The following is a 22,203-nucleotide window of genomic DNA, read 5'->3' on the forward strand; positions in this document are numbered from 1 at the left end:
GCTTTTCAAGATCATAAAAGTAAGGATTATTACGGGTGGCAAACCCGATATAAGCTTAACAAGCTGTCGATCTAGTTTCATGGAAGGCTTTTTATAACTTATCCCACCCAATACCCATTCCCGTCCAAAATGAATATCTGGAGGTGCGGATGATCCCAAAGGGTCTGCTAAAAATAGTCGTGTTCCCTGGGCCGTCTCCCGCCATCGGACTATTATTAATGTATACATTCAGTCTGGGGTAGGTATGACCAAGCAGCTTATAGTCGGTTGCGAAAAGTTTGGCATCGGCTTCGTTGTAAGGATAGGTCGTTTTCCAGCCTTTCATTTTTACTTCGGCCTCCGTAAAATGTATTAATGCAAAATCAGACCTGAACAGGAGATGACTGTGTGTATATTGTTCAGGATGGATGGATTGGATGAATAGAGAATCGTTGCGCACGATCCATAAATTAACATAAACGGAATCTTTTTGAATTCCATAATACCGGGTACTATCCATATTCCAGACAGGTGAACCGGGAGTTATTGATTCCGATATGTAATAACCTATATTATTGAATTCCAGAACTTTTAACTCCAGAGTGTCCCCGGTGTAGTAGAACTGCTGATCATTCGGATCCGGATAACCACTTCCGATGAGGAACAAGTAATGAAAGGTTTGACCGGTCTGCAATTGATCCAGGTCCATTTGATTAAAATCGGATGGGAATACGGGTAGGGTGTTATCAAAAAGATGGCAATGCAGTGCTGAGAAAATGCAAAGGATCAGAATGATACGCTGGCACAAGGTGAATAGGATTTAGTATAAGAACGTTCTGTTTGGCTATTTTGTCCTCGTCAGCTCAATCCAAAAAGGCAGAGCCTGAATTCAAGGCTTAAAAATAATTGCCCCATTTCTGTTTACCTGAAAAATTGCATTTCGTGCAATTGATGCTATACGTGGCTACCCAAACCTTACTTTTTGATCAGACTCAATGCAAATCCACCTCCCGGAGCCATATACACCGTGTACACATCCTCGGAAGTGACTTCCTTTTTGTCAATTTCCAGCGCCAACGGATTTTTATCCCAGTCGGCGTCCGGAGCGTCGTGGTACAGGGTGGCGGTAAACGTAGTATTCGGTGGCAGGAAGTCCAGGTCAAAGAGCGCATCCCGGAAATTCTCATCGGTAATACCTCCCACAAACCAGTTGCCGGTGCCGCGTTCTTCACGGGCAATGATCACATAATCACCGACATCTCCTTTGATCACCCGTGTTTGCTCCCAATCGACACCCACGTCCCGGATGAACTGAAAGCCTGGCTGTCCATCGTAATTTTCGGGAAGGTCACAAGCCATCTGAATCGGACTGTAGATGACAACATAAAGAGCTAATTGCTGGGCCAGGGTGGTGTTCACCTGATTATTTGGTTTATAGGGCTTCAGCTTTATGTTAAACACGCCGGGCGTGAAGTCGATCGGGCCGGCCAGCATGCGGGTAAAGGCTATGATGGAAAGATGCTGTGGCGGATTGCCCCCATCGGTGGACCAGGCATTCCATTCCTGACCTCGGAGTCCTTCACGGGAGATGATATTGGGGTAGGTACGCCGCAGGCCGGTGCCCTTGATAGGCTCATGGGCATCCACGGCAATGTGGTATTTGGCTGCAGTTTCGATGACTTTGCGGTAATGGTTGACCATCCACTGCCCATGGTGGTACTCACCTTTGGGGATGATCTTGCCCACATATCCGGTTTTTACTGAATGCAATCCCAGGGTCTGCATGAGTTGGTAGGCTGTGTCAAGCTGGTGGTCGTAAGTGCGTGGTGCAGCACTGGTCTCGTGGTGCATGATGATCTCGACACCTTTGGATTTGGCATAACGTACCACTTCCGGCAGGTCGTAGTCCGGATAAGGCGTGACGAAGTCAAAAACGCCTTCGCGGTCCTCAAATCCGATCCAATGTTCCCAGCCTACATTCCATCCTTCGACCAGCACGCCTTTCAGGTTGTTGGCGGCTGCAAAGTCGATGTAGCGTTTGGCATTGGCTGTGGTGGCACCGTGTTTGCCGGTCGGCTTCATATTTCCGATCTGATCAAAGGAATTCATGTCCTGGGTACCCGCATAGTCCCAGGTAGAGATTCCCAGGTGCATTTCCCACCAGATGCCATCGTACTTCATGGGCTTAAACCAGGAGACATCGCCGATCTTGTTGGGCTCACAGAGGTTTTCGATCAGACGCGAGGCGATCAACCCTTCTGCGTTGGGACTGATGGTGATGGTCCTCCAGGGGGTATGAAATGGTGTGGCTACCTTTGCTTTCCAGCCAAAACGGTCCGAACCGACCAGCTCGCTCATCAGCTCGTGGGTGGTCGTATCCACTTTCAGGGTCATCCCGGCATAATTGGTGAGGTCGGCTTCATGAAATGCCAGATGCGTGCCATCCGAAAGCCGCATGGTGAAAGGCGTATTGACGGCATTCTCCGGGATGTAAGTCTGCGCCAGGTTCGGGTGGTTTCTTTTTGCAATGGCATTGATCCTGGACAGTTTGGTTTCGTTGTACAGGTGTTCGTAGATGTCCCAGTCGCCGGGAATCCACCAGGTGAGCGGATCTTCGTTGAGTCTGAACTGGGTGTTTTCATCCATGACGATGAGGGTGTCCATCCCCTCCTGCTTCGGTATGTCGTACCGGAATGCCACACCGTCATTGTAGACCCGGAAATAGAGGTTGAGCAAGCGCCCGGGACTATTTTTTTCTTTAAGCTCCACTTTCAGTTCATTGCCGTGGTTCTCAACCAGATGCTGTTCTCCCCAGGGCATTTCCCAGGTCTCGTTGATCTCCTTTTCTGAGGTGCCAATGATCGCAAAGCCATCTTTGAACGCTGGCTGCTCACGAAATTCCATACCCAGCGTGGAGGGTAGGATAAGGTCTTTCTGGTGGTATCTGACACTATACTGTGGCACACCGGAAGGTTGCAGGTCGAAAGTAATGCTGATGTTTCCATCCGGAGAGGTGATGCTTGCATTTGGCTTGGTTTCCGGTTGGCATTGGGTGAGCAGGAACGCAAGAAGGATGATCCCGTAGCGCATGGTTACTGATTCAATTTTTTGGAATGATAGCAAATTAAGCAGAATCCGGCGAAAAGCCTGAAGCCAGCCATGAAAAGCGCATTTCTTACTTCAGCCAGCGGTCCCACCAGTCAAAGGCCTCTTCCTGCATGGCCGCATTGAATTGGTGCCCACCTGGATAAAATGAAGTCCGGTAATGATCAGGTGCACCAGCCTTGGCAAAAACGGCTTTCAATTGTTCATCCGACCTTTTCATTTCCGGCAGGGTATATAGCGGATCTTCTTCGCAACTCAACACCAGTGTGGCCTGGGGAGCCCGTAATCCCAGGATCTCTGGAAAGTCCAGTTCGGTCGGAAGCTGAGGTACATAGGTCATCCAGGTGTGTGTATACGATTTATTCAGAATGAAATCCCTCCAGGTCGTCATAAAGCCCACCGTTACGGAACATTTAATCCGGTCATCGAGGCCAGCCATGAAGTCGGTTCGTAAACCACCACCGGAAAGCCCCCCGCACCCCAACCGTCCGGCATCGACGTCAGGTCGTGCTGCGAGGATATCAAGTGCCACGCGGTCCTCAGCAAAGAATACCCCCGGCCAGGTCATTCCTGCGCTGAACAAGGATTTCGCCATGATGTGTTCATGTTCACCGGCCCAATGGTTGTAAGCAGCGATATTCGCCGAGTCTTCCGGATTCTCATCGGTAAGTCCGTGGCGCAGATGTTCCGGGACATCCTGCATCCACACCCGGCGGCTGGCGAAGGTAAAGGCATCGGGTACCAGGACCACATAACCTCTTTTGGCCAGCTCATTTGCCCAGGCGCGGCTTTCATAGTATTCCTGTTGATGGGCAGTCATATCCGAGTGCTGCCCGCCGGGTGTCCGGGTGATCTTGCGTATCCCGAAATATTTGTTCCCGCCATGATCGTGGAAGGCCAGAATACCAGGCAGTCGGCCCTGAACTCCATCCGGCCTGAGCAAGAGCGCTTTGGTGGGCCGGCCGTAAGGAAGCTGCCAGGACAATTCTTCGATGTGTAGCCCTTCGTAGACATAACTTTTTTCGACGGTCACAGCCGGGGTATCTCCCATGACGGGTATTCCAAGCCGGCTGACTGCCTGAGCGTGCGCTTGCTTTTTCCAGGTTTGCAGATCTTTCCATTTGTCACTGCGAAATGAGAAACCTGGCAATACGTGGTCCTGATGAGTAGCAGCCCAGGGTCCATAGGGGCCAATCAGATTGGGTTCTTCCTGCATGGTTGGAATCGGATTTGAAAAGGTTGTTGGGACGGATTCTCCAGCCGGATGGGATAATTCGTGGAATAATTGCGGCATAAAGGGCAGCAGCAGCATTCCTTTGGAAGACATCTGGATAAATTCCCGGCGCTTTGGTGCCATTGGCTGTATTTTGAATCGATAGGAAGTTAACGCAAAAACGGGAATTACAAGAGCCATTCGAAATATGCTGGCCAGGTATTGCAAATTCTGGTGAATCACCGGGATGTCAATGGGTTTTGCCCGGATTGCGTTGGGCTACAGCCTCGGAGTCAGGGTTGAAGTTTTCGTGATATCTTTTAGCAAGGATGCCCAAACATTATCCCCATGCTCAATTCTCCATGCTCCTTGCTCCATGCCCCATGCTCCAAGCCCCACGCTCCATGCCCCATGCCCCATGCTCCATGCCCCTTGCTCCATGCCCCATGCCCCATGCTCCATGCTCCTTGCCCCATGCTCCTTGCCCTAAACCACCTGCCCGCCACAACTGGACCCCAGTCCTGCCGTGCAACCGAAACAATGCTGGTCAACCACGATGGAACGGTTGGTCAGGACATCCAGATTAAATTGATTGATATGGGCCGGGGCATCCTGAATTTTCATATCCAGCATCTGGTTGAAATCACAGTCATACAGGGATCCGTCCCAGCCGATGGATAGGGTATTCCGGCACATGACACCCATGGCGGCGCCGGGATTAAAGGCATCGATCAGCTTTTGCATATAGGCTTCGTAATTTCCCGAGACGACCAGAAAATCCAGAAAGCGTGATATGGGCATATTGGTGATGACATAAAGCTTATTAAAAAGGACGCCGTGCTCGTTGATCAGGTGACGCTTGAAATCCGTCTCGAGTTCTTGCTGTGGTCCCGGCAAAATGGCCCCGGTCGGATTGTACACCAGATTCAGTTCCAGTCCGCTCCCTGCCTGTCCGTAACCCGCATCATTCAGCATCCGCATGGCCTGGATGGACTTTTCGAATACGCCGTCCCCTCTTTGCCGGTCGGTGCGCAGGGCGGTATAATGTGGCAGTGAGGATACCACCTCGACCCGGTGCCGGGCCAGAAATTGTGGCAAATCATGGTATTTGGGGTTTGCCAGAATAATCGTCAGGTTGCACCGGTCGATGATGTGTTTTCCAAGTCGCGACACTTCTTCTACAAACCAGCGAAAATGAGGATTCATTTCCGGAGCTCCTCCGGTGATGTCCACGATGGGAATGTCATGTGTAGCCAGAATATCCAGGCACTGCTGCAGGGTTTCCCGCGTCATGATCTCTTTGCGGTCCGGTCCGGCATCCACATGGCAGTGCTTGCAGGTCTGATTGCACATTTTCCCGACATTGATCTGGAAGATTTCGATGCGCGTTGGCTTTAAAGGAAGAAGACCGACATCGGCTAATCTGTCCGCAAACTGGTCCGAACGATTAGAATGCAGGTATTCCAGCTGTAGGGTGCTGATCGCAAATGGGTGTCCTGATGCTTTTAAGGATTTCATTACATCATGACTTTTTTCGCATGATTCATCATCTGGACGCCGTGAACCAGCGAGGCTCCGCTGCGGATGGCTGCAGCAACATGGACGGCTTCCATCAATTGTTCTTCGGTGCAGCCTTTTTCCAATGTATCGGTGGTGTATGCGTCAATGCAGTAGGGGCACTGGACGGTATGCGATACCGCTAAGGCGATCAGGGATTTTTCCCGGGCTGTCAGTGCGCCCTCCTTGAACACTTCGTTGTAATAGCTGAAAAACTTATCGGCCAATTCTTTATCAAATTCTCCAATCTTTCCAAACTTCGCCAAATCGGCGGGATCATAATAAGTCTCCATTTTTTGGTTTTTGTTTTAAAGAAACAATGTTTTCAGCATTTCGTTGCCAATGCCGGCGGTGGTGTAAGAGATATGTATAAAATGCGACGTTCCCAGCACGGGTGACATCAATCCGTTTTCTTTTGCATCAACCGTATTAACCCTTCCTGCGTTACCGAAGCAATGAGCTTGCCATCCCGGGTGAAGATGTTGCCCCGGGTGAATCCCCGGCTATTGCCTGCGCTGGGACTATCCACGGCGTACAGGAGCCATTCATCCATGCGAAAGTCTTCATGAAACCACATGGCGTGATCCAGACTGGCAAACATGACCTGGTCGATGCGCGCCTGTAGTTGATGAGGCATGTAGGCGGTACTGAGTAAATTATAGTCGGATGCATAGGCAAGGACTTGTTGATGGATACGGGGATCATCCGGCATGGTTTCCCGTACCCGCATCCAGATGTGCCGGAAAGGAGGCTGGGGACTGGGTGCCAGGGGATTATATCGCTCGACGGGTCTGAACTCGATGGGTTGTGGAAACTGATAGCGGCGGTAAAGGTCCGGTAATTTATCTTTGAAGGTAGCGTACCATTCCTGATCGGAAATGACATTCTCCGGCCCAGGGACATTGGGCATAGGGATCTGATGTTCAAGGCCTTTCTCCCGGGTCTGAAAAGAACAAGCCATAATGAATATGGTTTCACCTTTTTGCACAGCTGCTACCCTCCGCGTCGTGAAACTGCGTCCGTCGCGGGAACGGTCCACGTGGTATTCGATGGGTACAGTTACATCACCGGGCAAAATGAAATAGGCATGCAGGGAATGTGCCGTCCGGTCATCCGGTACCGTCCGCGAGGCAGCATGCAATGCCTGAGCCAGCACCTGACCACCAAATACACGGCCCCAGGGAGTTACAAAATTGGTCCCTACGAATAAATTGGATGAGTCCTGATCCAAATGGATGAGATCCAGCAGGGCTTGCAGTGTTCCCATTTAGCATTCCGTTTAGTTGCTGCAAAGATAAGTTATGGGACAACGACTCCGGATTTGTTCTGACTCTTAATCGTGGAATGTCCGTCGCGTGATGAATATGCCCCGATTTGGTTATTGCAACTTTTCAATTTTGCGCGACACGCTGCCTATTTCACCAAGACGGATAAACAGGATGACGAGGGAAATGATGTAACCAGGAATCAGGATGTTTTCTGCGATCCTGGCTACCGTCTGGTCGGTTCGTTTGACACGGTCTGCGTATTCTTCCGGAGGAGATTCAGCAAAATTCGTGGTGGTGTTCCAGGCAAATCCACGCGAGACCTTAAGTCCCATCGTGGCCAGATAGGTGCCCCCTTTACCAACAAAAAAGTCCAACACACGCAGACCGGGCCAGATTTTACCCAGGTCACCTTTTACATCCCGGATCATGGATATCAATAGGTCATTGATGTGGTAGAAATCGTGCTGGATGGATTCAATCGGTTGTCCTGCCGCCGTTTGTTGTGCAGATATGCCCAGATCAAGGTTGATGTGAGCATTCATGCCCAGCATCAGGTGCTGCAATACGATGGGCATCCTTCGTTTGGCAACTAAAAATGTGCGTTTCCAGCTTTCCGTACATTCCTTTCCCTGTGCATATAATTCCAGAGCTTCCAGGTAGCGGTTGGCGAAAAGGATGTCCAGGCGCTCCATCCTGGGCCCGTCATCAAATTCACCCTTTTCGATGCCTTCTTTGACCCGGATCGTGACACGGCGGTACAGAGCTGGAAAGTAACCTATACGACTGTTGTGTTTCTTAGCCCAAACCAGGATCCGGTCGAGGGAGTGAATGACTCCGGTGATCGTCGAAGCCTGCAGGTTGGTCAATTCATTGGCGTCTGGAAGCAATGGCTCTGATTTAATTACTCGATTACAAAATTCCTGGCTTTCCATTTCTTCCCGGAAATGTACCTAACTCCTCGATTTTATATCCTTCCGGATAGGTCGGTCGTCGTTTGCGGGTCCCTAACCGGGGCTTGGAGGGTTCCGGCAACATACGAACAATCCGCTTACGGATGTTCATGATGGTGAAAACCAGTTTGCGGATCCATACTGGTGGATGTCTAAATCCCATATTTTCCACCAATTGTTCATCCAGCATGGCCAGGAGGAAGGGCCGGCCCAGCGGGAACATCCATTTGGGCATATAAAATCCTAAAACAAGATCAAAGGTAGGCTTGCCGATGGTGTAGTTGTCTTCGCTGAAGCGGGCATGTTTCGCCTCATAATCTTTGCTCCATGTCTCGAATTGATCCATATCTTCCGGTAATTCACGGATCCCCATTCTTTTACCCACTTCCCGGAAAAAATAAAATCCGGATTCCTTTTCATTTTGGCGGAGAGGCCTCCATCCAAACTTGGCATTCCACCAGATGGGTTCAAAAATAAAAGTGCTGAGCACATAGAGCATATCATCGTTGGAGATGGCATAAGAGCCATGCATTTTATTCATCCGGCTAAAAGCTCTTTTAGCTCGCTCACTGTCATAGCCCTGTTCAAGAATTTCAAATAATATGAGTTCGGTATCATCGTACCTTTTTCGTGGTCGATTCGCTAGTTCACCGGTGGAGGCAGTTAGTTTGGATATGGAGGGAATGGAAAAAGTTCTGAACAAAGCAAGTTCCAACGCACGCTCGGTATCCCAGGGGAAGACATGACAAACCAGTAAATAGGCGATCTCCTGATGATCAGTCAGCGCGTTTAACGACATGATGCGCTCTGAATAGGGTTTGTTCCGTGGCAATTTCACAATTTATGGATAAAACTCTTGTAGATGGCATCCTGAATGCGGGGACGGACATTGAGGTTATAAATCCCGGTACTTAAGCGGGTAGGATAGACCCGGTTTGAGAAGAAGATGTACACCAGGTGATAGTCCGGGTCAACCCAGAAGAAGGTGCCGGTGTACCCGGAATGCCCAAAACTTGCAGGACTGGCTTCTTCACTGACAGAACTGGTCTTTGGATCGTATTCGATCAGTGGTTTGTCAAAACCCAGGCCTCTGCGGTTGCCTTCATTGCAATACTGACATCGGGTAAATTCCTGAAAAGTGGAATCCGAGATAAACCGCTGACCTCCATAGGTGCCGAATTGCAGGTACATTTCGGCCAGTTTGGCGAGGTCATTTGCATTCCCGAACAGTCCCGCATTGGAAGACACCCCCCCCATCATGGCGGCATTTTCATCGTGTACGCTCCCATGTACCTGTTCATGGCGGAAGAAGGTATCATTTTCAGTCGGTACAATGCGGTCCAATGGGAAGTATTCATAAGGCCTGTGTGTTAAGGTATAGGCACCCAACGGCCGGTAAAAAGTTTTGCGGACATATTCGTCAAAAGGCAAGCCGGTCATTCGCTTGACGAACTCGGGTATCATCAGAAAGAGCAAACCGGAATAGACATATCCTGGCTTCGGATTGAATTCGGACTTCTTTATCGCCTTCACAATCTGCTTCTGATAATTTTTATACAGCCACAGGGAGTCGGTAATCCAGATGTTGTAGCGGGATGAAGAGTCCTGCTTAAAGGTATGGGCACGCCAGCTACCATTCTTCTTTTTTGCTTTTTGCCAGAAGGTGATGTAGGGTATAAGGCGGGCATTATGGGCTAATACCTCACGGAGTGGAATATCCCCTTTATTACTTCGTTTGAGGCTGGGCCAGAAATCCTGAAGAGGTGCATCTAAAGGCAGGCGTCCCTGATCATGGAATTGCATAAGACAAGGCAACCCGGCGGTAACTTTGGTGACCGAGGCAAAGTCGTAAATATCATTCCGGCTCAATGGAGTGCTTTCCGTATAGGTTTGATGGCCAAAAGCTTCATGATAAACGACATATCCATCCTTGGCAACCAATACCTGCATACCCGGAAATGCATGCGCATCGATGCTCTGCCGGGCGATGGACTGGATACTGTCGACCAGCATTGTCCGGTCCATCTGTACATAGGCAGGTGGAGCGTAGCCGAGCCGGATCACCGGCCCGCTGTTAAGACCGGTACCGGCTTTAAACGCATCATTCAGATCAAATCCCAGTTCATTTTCAACGCTTACTCCCCCGAACACCAGCTGAGCTGCTACCGCCTGCTGTTCAGGCAGATCACCTGGCGTCCAAATGACGGCGGCGACAGCCTCCGGCAGTTGTTTGCCAGTCCAGGCAGCAGCAGATCCGAATGCCAGCAAGATGGTCGGACCTTTCAGTGCAAGCTGACGGATATGTTCCAGGCTTGTCTCATCCAGGGTATTTATATTGATTGCCATGATCTGGACGGTCTGTGCCCAGGTCCGCTCGAACACATCTTTGGCTTTGACCGCGGGGTAGGGGGTCGAGGCATCCGGACCGTTTTCAATAAGTGTATAACGGGATAGGTAATCCTTGACAACCTGATCATCCAGTCCCAGTGAGAAATAACGAATCCGGGTGGATTCCAGATGCTTGATGGGTATCAGGCCACCCTCATTTCTCAATAGATAGGTCTGTTGGAGGGCTTCTTTCCATAAATTTGGGATCAGTTCAACCTGCGTGATGGCGCTGCCGGGAAGGAGTATGATCAGGAGGAATGTCCAAGCTATTAGGTAGTTAGCCTGTACTCGATTATTTTTAATCATTAATCCGTAGATGATGCGCATACGATGTATTTTTGGCTTGAGCCTGCTGATGAGTGTGGCGATCCTGAGTTGTTCTTCACCGAATATCCTGGTAAAAGGTAAGCGGAAGGAACTAAAAAAACAAATTGAACAGGATCCTATTTTTCAGGCCCAATTTACCGGATTTGCACTCTACGACCCCGTGGTGGATTCCCTTTTAGTAGATGTACAGGCACATCGCTATTTCACTCCTGCCTCCAATACCAAGATATTGACGCTCTACACCGGTTTACGGATCATGGGTGATTCCTTACCCTTGCTGAAGTATGCGTTAATCGGTGATACCATGATTATTAAAGGCACCGGGTATCCGGGTACGGAGTACGCACCCTTGCCGGAAAGCCATCAGTTGCAGGAATTCTTGCAGGCAAGCAAGAAGATCATTGCTTATGCGGATGTATTTGAGGATGATGCTTTCGGGCCGGGATGGTCCTGGGCGGATTTCCAATGGTACTATCAGGCAGAACGCAATGCGATGCCCCTGTACGGTAATGTGGTTGCTGCCAAAGGAGATTCTCTTTCCCGCCATGTAAGGATGTCCCCGTCTTATTTTTCGCAGTTGGTTTATCCGGTACCGGACACATCCTACCCTAAAGGTTTCATCTGGAGGGATCAGCAGGAGAATATTTTTTATTACAACGGCCAGCCTTTTGACAGCACCGGGTACGAACGCCAAATTCCGATGCATCTCAGCGCAGCCTTAACCAGATCGTTGCTCGGGGATCTTGCCGGCAGGCCCGTAATTGCCTGGCAGCGGCCGCTGGAGAATATGCAGTGGCAAACGCTATATACGGAAATTCCGGCCGACTCCATTTACCGCCATATGATGCAGGTCAGTGATAACTTCCTGGCGGAGCAATTGCTGCTTACCGCTTCCGGTGTGCTCACGGATACACTGCAGGCGGAGAAAGCCATCGGGTTTATGCTGAAAGAGGAATTGAAGGACTTGCCCGATCAGCCCCAGTGGGTAGATGGATCCGGGCTGAGCCGCTACAACCTCACTACGCCGGCTTCTACCGTCCGGCTTCTGAAGTATGTCTACCAGTTGAAAGGTATGACCTGGATCAAGGGCATTTTTCCGGTAGGAGGGGTGTCGGGCACCATTGAGAACTGGTATGCCGGTCCGGAAGGGAAGCCCTATGTATGGGCCAAGACCGGGAGCCTGCAAAACAATCATTGCCTGAGCGGTTTCCTGGAAGCCCGGTCCGGTAAGGTTTACATCTTCAGTTTTATGAACAATCACTTCAACGGATCCGCGAACCCCGCCCGTAGGGCCATGCAGCAAAAGCTGGAATGGATCTACTGGAATGGGTGATGAAGGGTTTTGGGGAGTGGGGGATGTGGTTTTGTGGGATTATGGTTTTGTGGTATTGTGGTATGAGGTGTTTGGTGTTTGATGTTTGGTGTGAGGTGTTTGATGATTGATGTGTGGTGTTTGGTGTGAGGTGTTTGATGTGTGGTGTTTGATGTGTGGTGTTTGAAGTACAAATAAACTAATTCAATGATTAACAGATTAACTCCAGCGTGGAGATGAGGGATTATGGTTTTTTGGTATGAGGTGTGAGGTGTTTGATGTTTGGTGTTTGATGTGTGGTGTGTGGTGTTTGAAGCACAAATAAACTAATTCAATGATTACCAGATTAACTCCAGCGTGGAAATGAGGGATTATGGTTTTTTGGTTTGGGGTGTGAGGTGTTTGGTGTTTGAAGAACAAATAAACTAATCCACTGATTAACAGATTAACTCCACATTACTCCTAATAGAGCATCATATCAAACAGCTTACGGTATTGCCTGGTGAGGGGGTTGGTATTCCCCAGGGCCTGAAACAGCGCTACACCAACTTTACGGGGCAATTCGTCCTGGAAGGACTTTTCAATGCTTACGGCATCGATGACCAGTTTGATGGCGGATTCAATATCTCCGGATTGGCAGGCAAGCTGTGCTGCGGTCATTTTTTGCCCCGCCGGCGAGCCGTCCGACAATTTTTGGGACATAAAATGAGCTAATTCACGGACGTATTGCGCGGTATCGTAGGATGGATCGGCCATACGGATATCCTCTACCAGCTGAAGGGCCCGATCGGGGTCGTCGAAGACCAGGTGCTTGGCTAGCAATGCTCTGGCTTCAATCTTTTCGGGATGCTCCAGCACATACAGGGACATCCCGGTGACAAATTCCGCATCCGGCCAGCCGATGGCTGATGCCAGCAGTGCATTCAGTTCATCCTTGCCTTCATCCGGCAGGTTCTCCTGCAGCCAGGCCTGGATCTGGCTTTTAGGCAGGGCGCCGACAAATTGTCCGATAACTTCTCCTTTCCAGAACAACTTTACATCGGGTATCGAATAAATGTTGTATTTGGTTGCGATGTCCTGATGGTCCTCTGTATTTACCTTCATAAGTTCCCAGGAACCTTTGTTTTCCTGAGCCAGCTGTTCGAGGACCGGGCCCAGTACACGACAGGGGCCACACCAGGGAGCCCAAAAGTCAACCAATACCGGCACCTCCCGGCTACGTGTTAGTATATCATCGAGTAAACTCATTCTGAATGATTATTTTCTGGAATAAAACAGGCAGCGATCTGAAAGGTTTGAGTTTGTTGAGTAACCGGAATCACCCTTCCACCAACGCTCTGCCAGCCTGGGTGAAAGCTTCCAGGTCGGTTAATAACTCTTTGGCTTGCCGGGCAATGTTTTCCAGTTCATCCACATTTTGTTCCAGTTTCTGGCGGATACTGGAAGCGACCAATACCATGTGAAAGTCCTTGCCGGACTCCAGTACCTGGGTTATTTTGGCAATACTGACCGAAGCTTTTTGATAGGTGACATCCCATTTTTTCTTTAATTTGGCATTCTTGGCCAATTCCTGCTTTCGCAGCACTTCATTGCTGATGTTGTTGCTCAGCTCATCGAGTTGTGCGAAATAAGCCTGGGAATTGGTGCCCGTTTTGTCGAAATCATCTTTCATCTTCTGGTAGCGGTCCTGAATACGGTTCCATTCCACCTCCCAATCCTTGGCGATCTTGGGAAGATCAGGGTCATCTTTGGTCAGTTTCTTCTGAGCATCTTCCAGGCTTATTACCACTTTCTCCGAAAGTTTTTGCCGGTTGTCTTCAAAATTTTCAATGGAGGATTTAAGTTGTTCGCCGGTCTTCATGGCGCCTTTGGTCACCTTCCATCGGCACTGTAAACCTGTAAACGTGATAGCCCCTGCCAGCAGGATGATCATTACAGTTGATCTTCCGGTAATTGTTCTCATAGATCTGATTTTGATGCGCAAAAATAATCCATTTACACTTTATGAAGGGTGATTTGATGTATGTCCTTCAAAGGGAAGCCGGGACCAGGTAATAAACCAGGTAATAAAAATAAAGGCATAAAAAATGCACCGGTTTCGTTTCAGTCCTAACCTGTGTATTAGTGTCATTATCCAAGAAAAGTTTTCTGGAAAGGTTTTTGTTTTATCGAAAGGATCACGACTGGCAGAAACAATCGCGTTTGGGAATCTGCCCGGATTGAATGAATAAAAAACGGCTCATCGGAGGACGAGCCGTTGCGTTTGGGATTCCAAAGGTTGCCCCGATGGGCGAACCAGCAGAATAAATAATCCTTGCATGGCACCTATTTACCAAAACCATGATGCCAGAATCCCACGTATTTCTGTTCTTTTAGGATGTAATCACAAGATGATCGTTAGGCTGTACAGTTGGAAAAAGCAATTTAACCGGTTGCATTTTCTTACCAGGGTGAAATAAAAAAGTCTGTAAACAGACTCCAACGGAGCGCCATCCACAGACTTTCTGAATACATCAAGCCTGAACCTGATGTATGTAAGCCAACTATAAATTAGCCGGCTTCACCTGTCTTAAAAAAGAGGGTCAACTACTGAAAACAGCTATCCCGGATATTTCCCTGATAGCGTCTGTATAAAGAATCCCTCTGGGCGTTAAATAACTTATATCTAAGGGCTATGAAAGCTTCAATTACCCCACGATTTCGTTCTCTCCTTGGTTGGTATTGAATGCCGCCCCATCAAATTCACAAAGATGAGCAGGTCATCCAAATCATATGCTTGAAATTATAAAATGTCGCTCAAATCGGAAAACTGATTAGATCAAAGGACTTGAATCCGGCATAAGCGGGCTTAACATTTGTATTTGTTAAATATTAACCGGCCAGATTTTTTAATATTTGATTTTCAACATATTATGACAAACTATTATTTGTTTGAACATATTTGCCGGTGAATAATTAAACCGGCCCGTCCAAATCAGCTTCAGACGGGCCGGAAATACAACTTTTTAGGGACAAAAATGCCCTTAGTTTACTTTGAGTATTTTCGTGTTTATGCTGAGATCGCCACTGTTCATCTGGATGAAGTACATACCAGGTTTCAGTTGTTTCAGATCCAGGGTTTTCGTTTGTACACCTCGAATACCTTCGAAATCCGTCTGATAATGTGATTTCCCATAGGCGTCGAATACCTCCAGGTGGACTTCCCGTTTCTGATCCAGGTTAATCTGCAGAACACTGGTTTCCGTAGCCGGGTTTGGATAAGCAACCATGCTGCAAGGTACATGACGGCGATTCATGGTCACAATGTCAGTACTCATCGGTACATCGTAGGTTCCATAGCGCATGATCTTGCGGCAATTGTTGAACGTTTCATTGACCATATGCAATGCACGGGTCAGATCCTGGTAAGAGATCTGGACCGTTTGACCAGCTAGCGCACGATTGCCCAAATCAAGAATTTCCTGTGCTGTGATCGGCCAATGATCCAGTTCATTGCTGATGGATTCAGGCAGGCACAGGGTATCCAATGTATTGGGCAGGACCGAGAAAGGGTGATCCTGGCTGCAGTCTGCGGCCTGAGCGGTGATTACGCAATAATCAAAGAAAGCCACGTGTGGCAATAATGTGTCCAGGCGCATATTCATAGACAATGTGAGTGCCTCATTTGCCAGCGCATTGGCACTGGATTTGACTTGTTGCAGCTGGATCGTTGAAGCGAAACAGTCGCTGTTGAAGCTGCCATCACCGGGTAACAACGCCTGTGGTTCGCCTTGCATGGACAGGAGTGCATACAGGCAATTGTAATGATCCCAGTCTACCGTAAAGGAACGCTCACCTTCCACACCGATGGTAATGGGTCCCGGCTTGAAGATGTTTTCCAGCCAGTAATACATCGAGGACATATCGCAGAACATACCATTGTACATCGAGTACATCCGGCTATCTACGGCACAGGCTTCCCAATTGGTACAGTTGGCGTAATATTCACAATAGGAGCCACATCCGGTGGCATCGGTAACCATCAGTCCGATGCGGGCGGAACTCAGATTGGAGCGCAGGAAGACTTCCTCCTGGTCGTTTGGGCCTTCGATTTCCCAGCCTGCGTTGTCGTAAATGGTCCACATGTAGGTGAAAGGACCTTCACCGCCCATGATTTCCGCGCGTAATGATCCTATACCGCCGCAATAGAGTGTCTGTCCCGGACGGATGGTGCACATCGGAGGCATGTAATCGATGCAGACATCCTGTACGAAATTGGCTACGTTTCCGCACTGGTCAGCAGCCGTATAAGCCAGTTCAAATTTACTGTTGAAACAATCGTACGTTACCACAGGTTCGGGTGAGACGATGGTTTGACCGGTACATTCATCGTAGAATGTCAGCGATGGGAATTTGGTATCCAGCGCCTGGGTATAGGTCATGGATTGATCACACAGATTCACTGGTACTCCGGCCAGTATCGGCGCTTGATTATCCTGCACTGAAATGACCTGAATATGCTTTGATGTGTTGCCGCACGCATCATAGGCAGTCCAGGTCCTGGTGATCCTGCTGATGATGGGACAGCCATTCAGTGGTTGTTCGGACTCCATCAATTCGGTATAGGGTTCACTACAGTTGTCCGTGGCGTCAAGCCGTGGCGCTTCAGGTACCGCGCCGCAACTTACCGTGATGTCCGCAGGAAGAGTGCCGACAAATGCCGGAGACTGATGGTCATAAATGGTGACTTGTTGGTCGCAGCTGTCCTGATTACCACAGGCATCGGTCGCTGTATAACGTATGATAACTGTACCAGTACCTGAGCAACCGTCAAATTCGCCAATCTGTTTCATCGTTACGACCGGATTGGCGTCACAATTGTCCTCCACATCAGGGTCCGTAGGAACAAATGAAACATCACAACTGATGCTGACGTTGGCAGGACAGACCAATACAGGTGGCGTATCATCGTAGATTTCAATGATTTGATCACAACTTGAACTGTTTCCTGCGCAGTCAGCGACCGACCAGGTACGGGTTATGATCCCCACACCGCAAGCATTCAGATCTTCAGAATCACTCTTGGTGGGTGATAATGAAAGTGTGCAATTGTCCGAAACAGTTGGCTGACCCGCATCCTGGAGGGAACACTCAAAGCGTGCACTTACCGGACAAGTGATGACGGGCTTGGTGGTATCCTGGATAGTAATGGTCTGCACGCAGGAAGCTGAATTCGCATTGCAGTCCACGGCTGTCCAGGTTCTGGATATCGTCCCGAGTCCACAAGGATCCAGTGATGGATCATCCGATGGTTCAAGGAGCTGAACGGTCAGGCCACAATTGTCTGAGGTTGTAGGCTCACCGGCATCTCCGACCTGGCAATTAAAGGTAATCGCTTCCGGACAGGTTATGGTAGGCGCGATCGCATCCTGAACCACAATGGTTCGGGTACAAACTGCACTGTTTCCGGCACAGTCGGTCGCTTTAAAATTGATCCGGATAGTCCCAATACCACATTTATCCAGAGACTCCTGGGGAGATCCATCCGGTCCTACGGTAGGGAATAGAGTACAATTGTCCGAGGCCGTAGCAATGCCCACATTGTTGGGATTAAAACTGCTGGCACAATCAATTGTCGTATTGGAAGGGCAGGTGATGGTGGGTGCCGTGGTATCCTGAATGGTGATCGTCTGGGTACAGCTGGACGTATTGCCGGTACAATCCATTGCCGTCCAGGTGCGCCGGATGGTTCCCAGGCCACAGTTATCCAGCAATGGACTGTCGGTAGATCCTATACTTATTTCCGCATCCGGAGTGCAATTATCGGTTGCATTCGCCGAACCGGCACTTCCGATCTGACAATTAAAGGTGGCGTTTGCCGGGCAGGTGATGACCGGAGCGGTGTTATCCCGCAGGGTTATCGTTTGAATGCAGGTCGATGAGTTGCTGTTGCAGTCCACGGCTTTCCAGGTCCTCTGTACAGACCCCAGACCACAGCCGTCGAGTGAATTGACGTCGGTAGAGGAGATGGTAATGGCGTCGGATGCCGTACAATTATCGGTTGCGGTGGCTGTCCCGGCATTTCCTTCTGAACAATCGAAGGTCACATTGGACGGGCAGGTGATGACCGGAGCGGTGTTATCCCGCAGGGTTATTGTTTGGATGCAGGTCGATGAGTTGCTGTTGCAGTCCACGGCTTTCCAGGTCCGCTGTACAAATCCCAGGCCACAGCCGTCGAGTGAATTGACGTCGGTAGAGGAGATGGTAATGGCGTTGGTTGCCGTACAATTATCGGTTGCGGTGGCTGTCCCGGCATTTCCTTCTGAACAATCGAAGGTCACATTGGACGGGCAGGTGATGACCGGAGCGGTGTTATCCCGCAGGGTTATCGTTTGGATGCAGGTCGATGAGTTGCTGTTGCAGTCCACAGCTTTCCAGGTCCTCTGTACAGACCCCAGACCACAGCCGTCGAGTGAATTGACGTCGGTAGAGGAGATGGTAATGGCGTCGGTTGCCGTACAATTATCGGTTGCGGTGGCTGTCCCGGCATTGCCTTCTGAACAATCGAAGGTCACATTGGACGGGCAGGTGATAAGCGGAGCGGTGTTATCCAGCAGAGTTATCGTTTGGATGCAGGTCGATGAGTTGTTGTTGCAGTCCACCGCTTTCCAGGTCCTCTGTACAGACCCCAGGCCACAAGCATCCAGTGAATTGACGTCGGAAGAGGAGATGGTAATGGCGTCGCTTGCCGTACAATTATCGGTTGCGGTGGCTGTCCCAGCATTTCCTTCTGAACAATCGAAGGTCACATTGGATGGGCAGGTGATGAGCGGAGCGGTGTTATCCAGCAGAGTTATCGTTTGGATGCAGGTCGATGAGTTGTTGTTGCAGTCCACCGCTTTCCAGGTCCTCTGTACAGACCCCAGGCCACAGGCATCCAGTGAGTTGACGTCGGAAGAGGAAATGGAAATGGCGTCGGTTGCCGTACAATTATCGGTCGAGGTGGCTGTCCCGGCATTGCCTTCCGAACAATCGAAGGTTACATTGGATGGGCAGGTGATGATCGGAGCGGTGTTATCCAGCAGAGTTATCGTTTGGATGCAGGTCGATGAGTTGTTGTTGCAGTCCACCGCTTTCCAGGTCCTCTGTACAGACCCCAGGCCACAGGCATCCAGTGAGTTGACGTCGGAAGAGGAAATGGAAATGGCGTCGGTTGCCGTACAATTATCGGTCGAGGTGGCTGTCCCGGCATTGCCTTCCGAACAATCGAAGGTTACATTGGATGGGCAGGTGATGATCGGAGCGGTGTTATCCCGCAGAGTTATCGTTTGGATGCAGGTCGATGAGTTGTTGTTGCAGTCCACAGCTTTCCAGGTCCGCTGTACAGACCCCAGGCCACAGCCGTCGAGTGAATTGACGTCGGAAGAGGAGATGGTAATGGCGTCGGATGCCGTACAATTATCGGTTGCGGTGGCTGTCCCGGCATTGCCTTCTGAACAATCGAAGGTCACATTGGACGGGCAGGTGATGACCGGAGCGGTGTTATCCAGCAGGGTTATCGTTTGGATGCAGGTCGATGAGTTGTTGTTGCAGTCCACGGCTTTCCAGGTCCTCTGTACAGACCCAAGACCACAGCCGTCGAGTGAATTGACGTCTAAGGAGGAGATGGTAATGGCGTCGGTTGCCGTACAATTATCGGTCGCGGTAGCTGTCCCGGCATTGCCTTCTGAACAATCGAAGGTTACATTGGATGGGCAGGTGATTAGCGGAGCGGTGTTATCCAGCAGGGTTATCGTTTGGATGCAGGTCGATGAGTTGTTGTTGCAGTCCACCGCTTTCCAGGTCCTCTGTACAGACCCCAGGCCACAGGCATCCAGTGAATTGACGTCGGAAGAGGAGATGGTAATGGCGTCGGATGCCGTACAATTATCGGTTGCGGTGGCTGTCCCGGCATTGCCTTCCGAACAATCGAAGGTTACATTGGATGGGCAGGTGATGAGCGGAGCGGTTTGGTCATTGATCACAATGGTTTGCGTTGCAATGTTAGTATTGCCGCATGCATCCGTGGCCTTGAAGGTTCTGATTACGGTGCCGGAGCAATCCGAGCCGGTTAAAGGACCGTCGCTGCAAGTAATGACGGGGACGGAACAATTGTCCGAGGCGGTAGCGCTGGTGGGATTGCATGTCGGTATGTCTGCGGAACATTGGACCGTTATATTTGCAGGGGCCGTGATGGCAGGTAATTCATTGTCTACGATCTGTATGGTTCGCTGCAGGTAAAGGATGTTTCCGCATCCATCTGTTCCTGACCAGGTTTCGAGATAGGTGCCGCAAGGTCCGTTAACACCTACTGTGATCACAGAAGTGATCGACCCGGAGATCAGGCAAGGTGTACTTTGTGCGTTCGAATAGGCTAAATTGGTCGCGGCTGGTGGCGCCTGGGAGCAATCCAATGTAATATCTGTTGGTGTGCTGACAAATGAAGGCGCCGGAGCTTTGGATACGGTTATCAACCGGGAATGGATCACATCAGGCCTTCCGCAGGGGTCCAGCAGCGTCCAGGTTTCCGTATAAGACCCGCCACACTGGTCGTGGCTGCCGAGGACGGTGCTGAGCACATTCCCTTTAATGGAACAGGTACCAGTCTGATTATTGTCATAGTTAATGGTGCTGGGAGACGGAGCAGCACCACAATCAATGGTGATGTCCGAAGGTCTGCTCGTAAAGTCGGCGGGAGGTGCAGGCAGGATTGTGATGGTTTGGGTGCATTGATCGCTGTTGGAAGATTCATCATTTACCGTCCAGGTCCGGGTGATGGTTTGTGCACACGGTACAACACCGGCGGTCTGATCGGAATTGGTTATGGTGTTCGTTCCGCATCCGTTGGTAGCGGTTGCTGTTCCGGTAGAAGCAGGATCGGTTGAGGCACCACAATCGATGGTTACATCAGAAGGACATGAGATGACCGGCGGTTGGCAGCATAAGTTAAGGTCTACTGAATGAGTTACCATTTGGCTGACCGGAGGAACGTCCGAATCGGTCACGGTTAAGGTGACATTGTATGCGGCAACTGCGGGATAGGTATGGGTGGGATTAGCCTCAGTTGAGGTTGTACCATCACCGAATTGCCACAGATAATGTAAATCACCCATTCCGCCCGTTGTCATATCGGTAAAATCTACCGAATGCAATGTGGTACCACAGGCGGATGAAAAATCCGGCACCAGTGGTGCATCTACCAGGATATCCATCATATCCCAGCATTGACCATTAGGATAGTTCGTACAGGCTGTCGAATTACTACAGGTTGCACTTGCAGCAGTTCTCCAGGCAACGATAACATTACCCAGCTGGATCAGATTGCCGCAAGTCCAGTTGATCATACCCGCGTCGATGGTTACGGTTGCGCCGTTTAGCGGTAATGGTCCGTTATAACAAAAGAGCACATCTGTTCCGGAATCCGATCCATTGATGTAAAGGTCGGCTCCAAAGCGTACGGCTGCTCTGGTTCCACTACTCGTATTGGTGATCACAATGTAAATGTGCGCTGCCACGGTCGTTCCCAGGGTGCAGGGTTCGATAGGCACTCCGTTGGCGTCACCAACATAAACTTCTGTAACCGATACATCATTCGCATTACAGGATGTTCCGCACTCACGGATGTCGGTAATCGCCAGGTCAGCCATCGCAATGGCACGTGGTGCTGTTTTTGTAGCATTTAAATTCGAAGAAAGGGAATGAGGATAGGTTGTTGGGTTATTCTTTACTCTTTCAGGCGTTATCAGGAGTCCAAGGCATAACACAACTACCGCAAGTGTGTACACTTTACGCATACTTGGTTGGTTTAAAAGCTGACTCTTATTTTGATTCGGGTGGATAGACCTTATTGAATCCCAACTTTTTAAAAGGAATCAAACGTCTCGGACGTCAATCCAACTCTGAGTAACCTTAATAGAGGGCAGAAATTTAGGAAATTTTTGGATTCAATTGTATCCCTCATCGGACGAATGAAAGCAATTTTAACTTATCTGGTGGTAATATTATTGAATATTTATATTTCAAGTCATGTTTCGAAAGGAATTGATTTACAGATATTTATAAAGTGTAAAATAAATGTTTATAGCA

13 protein-coding genes are annotated in these 22,203 nt (G+C 49.6%); 1 reads left to right on the forward strand and 12 read right to left on the reverse strand.

Annotated elements, in window-relative coordinates:
• Window positions 1–91: 91 nt before the first annotated feature.
• The 9 genes from H6570_01575 to H6570_01615 form a co-directional block, all read right to left on the reverse strand.
• Complete coding sequence (locus H6570_01575) at window positions 92–787, reverse strand: hypothetical protein (protein MCB9317945.1); 696 nt, start codon at window positions 785–787, stop codon at window positions 92–94.
• Window positions 788–954: 167 nt separating this feature from the next.
• On the reverse strand, window positions 955–3,069 hold the full coding sequence (locus tag H6570_01580; GenBank protein MCB9317946.1) for a glycoside hydrolase family 97 protein: 2,115 nt from the start codon (window positions 3,067–3,069) through the stop codon (window positions 955–957).
• Window positions 3,070–3,154: 85 nt separating this feature from the next.
• Window positions 3,155–4,441, reverse strand: coding sequence for a hypothetical protein (locus tag H6570_01585; GenBank protein ID MCB9317947.1), 1,287 nt, complete (start codon window positions 4,439–4,441; stop codon window positions 3,155–3,157).
• A gap of 342 nt (window positions 4,442–4,783) precedes the next feature.
• Window positions 4,784–5,815: an arsenosugar biosynthesis radical SAM protein ArsS gene (arsS, locus tag H6570_01590; GenBank protein MCB9317948.1), complete on the reverse strand. Its 1,032-nt coding sequence runs from the start codon at window positions 5,813–5,815 to the stop codon at window positions 4,784–4,786.
• On the reverse strand, window positions 5,815–6,147 hold the full coding sequence (locus tag H6570_01595; protein ID MCB9317949.1) for a carboxymuconolactone decarboxylase family protein: 333 nt from the start codon (window positions 6,145–6,147) through the stop codon (window positions 5,815–5,817). Before H6570_01595 ends, arsS begins: the two co-directional genes overlap by 1 nt.
• Window positions 6,148–6,254: 107 nt before the next feature.
• A complete protein-coding gene (gene tesB / locus H6570_01600) occupies window positions 6,255–7,121 on the reverse strand; it encodes an acyl-CoA thioesterase II (protein MCB9317950.1) in 867 nt (288 codons plus the stop codon).
• Window positions 7,122–7,232: 111 nt separating this feature from the next.
• Window positions 7,233–8,009, reverse strand: a complete 777-nt coding sequence (locus tag H6570_01605; GenBank protein ID MCB9317951.1) for a hypothetical protein — start codon at window positions 8,007–8,009, stop codon at window positions 7,233–7,235.
• A gap of 22 nt (window positions 8,010–8,031) precedes the next feature.
• The gene (locus H6570_01610) at window positions 8,032–8,871 is read right to left on the reverse strand and encodes a DUF2236 domain-containing protein (protein MCB9317952.1); all 840 of its coding nucleotides are present in this window, start codon (window positions 8,869–8,871) and stop codon (window positions 8,032–8,034) included.
• Window positions 8,872–8,906: 35 nt separating this feature from the next.
• A complete protein-coding gene (locus tag H6570_01615; GenBank protein ID MCB9317953.1) occupies window positions 8,907–10,787 on the reverse strand; it encodes a beta-lactamase family protein in 1,881 nt (626 codons plus the stop codon).
• Here H6570_01615 and H6570_01620 point away from each other — a divergent pair.
• Complete coding sequence (locus H6570_01620; protein ID MCB9317954.1) at window positions 10,777–12,120, forward strand: D-alanyl-D-alanine carboxypeptidase; 1,344 nt, start codon at window positions 10,777–10,779, stop codon at window positions 12,118–12,120. The genes H6570_01615 and H6570_01620 overlap by 11 nt on opposite strands.
• Before the next feature lie 441 nt (window positions 12,121–12,561).
• Here the strand turns inward: H6570_01620 and trxA are convergent, their stop codons facing one another.
• The 3 genes from trxA to H6570_01635 form a co-directional block, all read right to left on the reverse strand.
• Entirely contained in the window at window positions 12,562–13,347 is a 786-nt protein-coding gene (trxA, locus tag H6570_01625) for a thioredoxin (protein ID MCB9317955.1), read from the reverse strand.
• 70 nt (window positions 13,348–13,417) lie between these two features.
• Window positions 13,418–14,062, reverse strand: a complete 645-nt coding sequence (locus tag H6570_01630; GenBank protein ID MCB9317956.1) for a hypothetical protein — start codon at window positions 14,060–14,062, stop codon at window positions 13,418–13,420.
• Window positions 14,063–15,122: 1,060 nt separating this feature from the next.
• On the reverse strand, window positions 15,123–21,911 hold the full coding sequence (locus H6570_01635; GenBank protein ID MCB9317957.1) for a T9SS type A sorting domain-containing protein: 6,789 nt from the start codon (window positions 21,909–21,911) through the stop codon (window positions 15,123–15,125).
• Window positions 21,912–22,203: the final 292 nt, after the last annotated feature.

The sequence above is a fragment of the Lewinellaceae bacterium genome, assembly GCA_020636135.1.
Classification (GTDB): domain Bacteria; phylum Bacteroidota; class Bacteroidia; order Chitinophagales; family Saprospiraceae; genus JAGQXC01.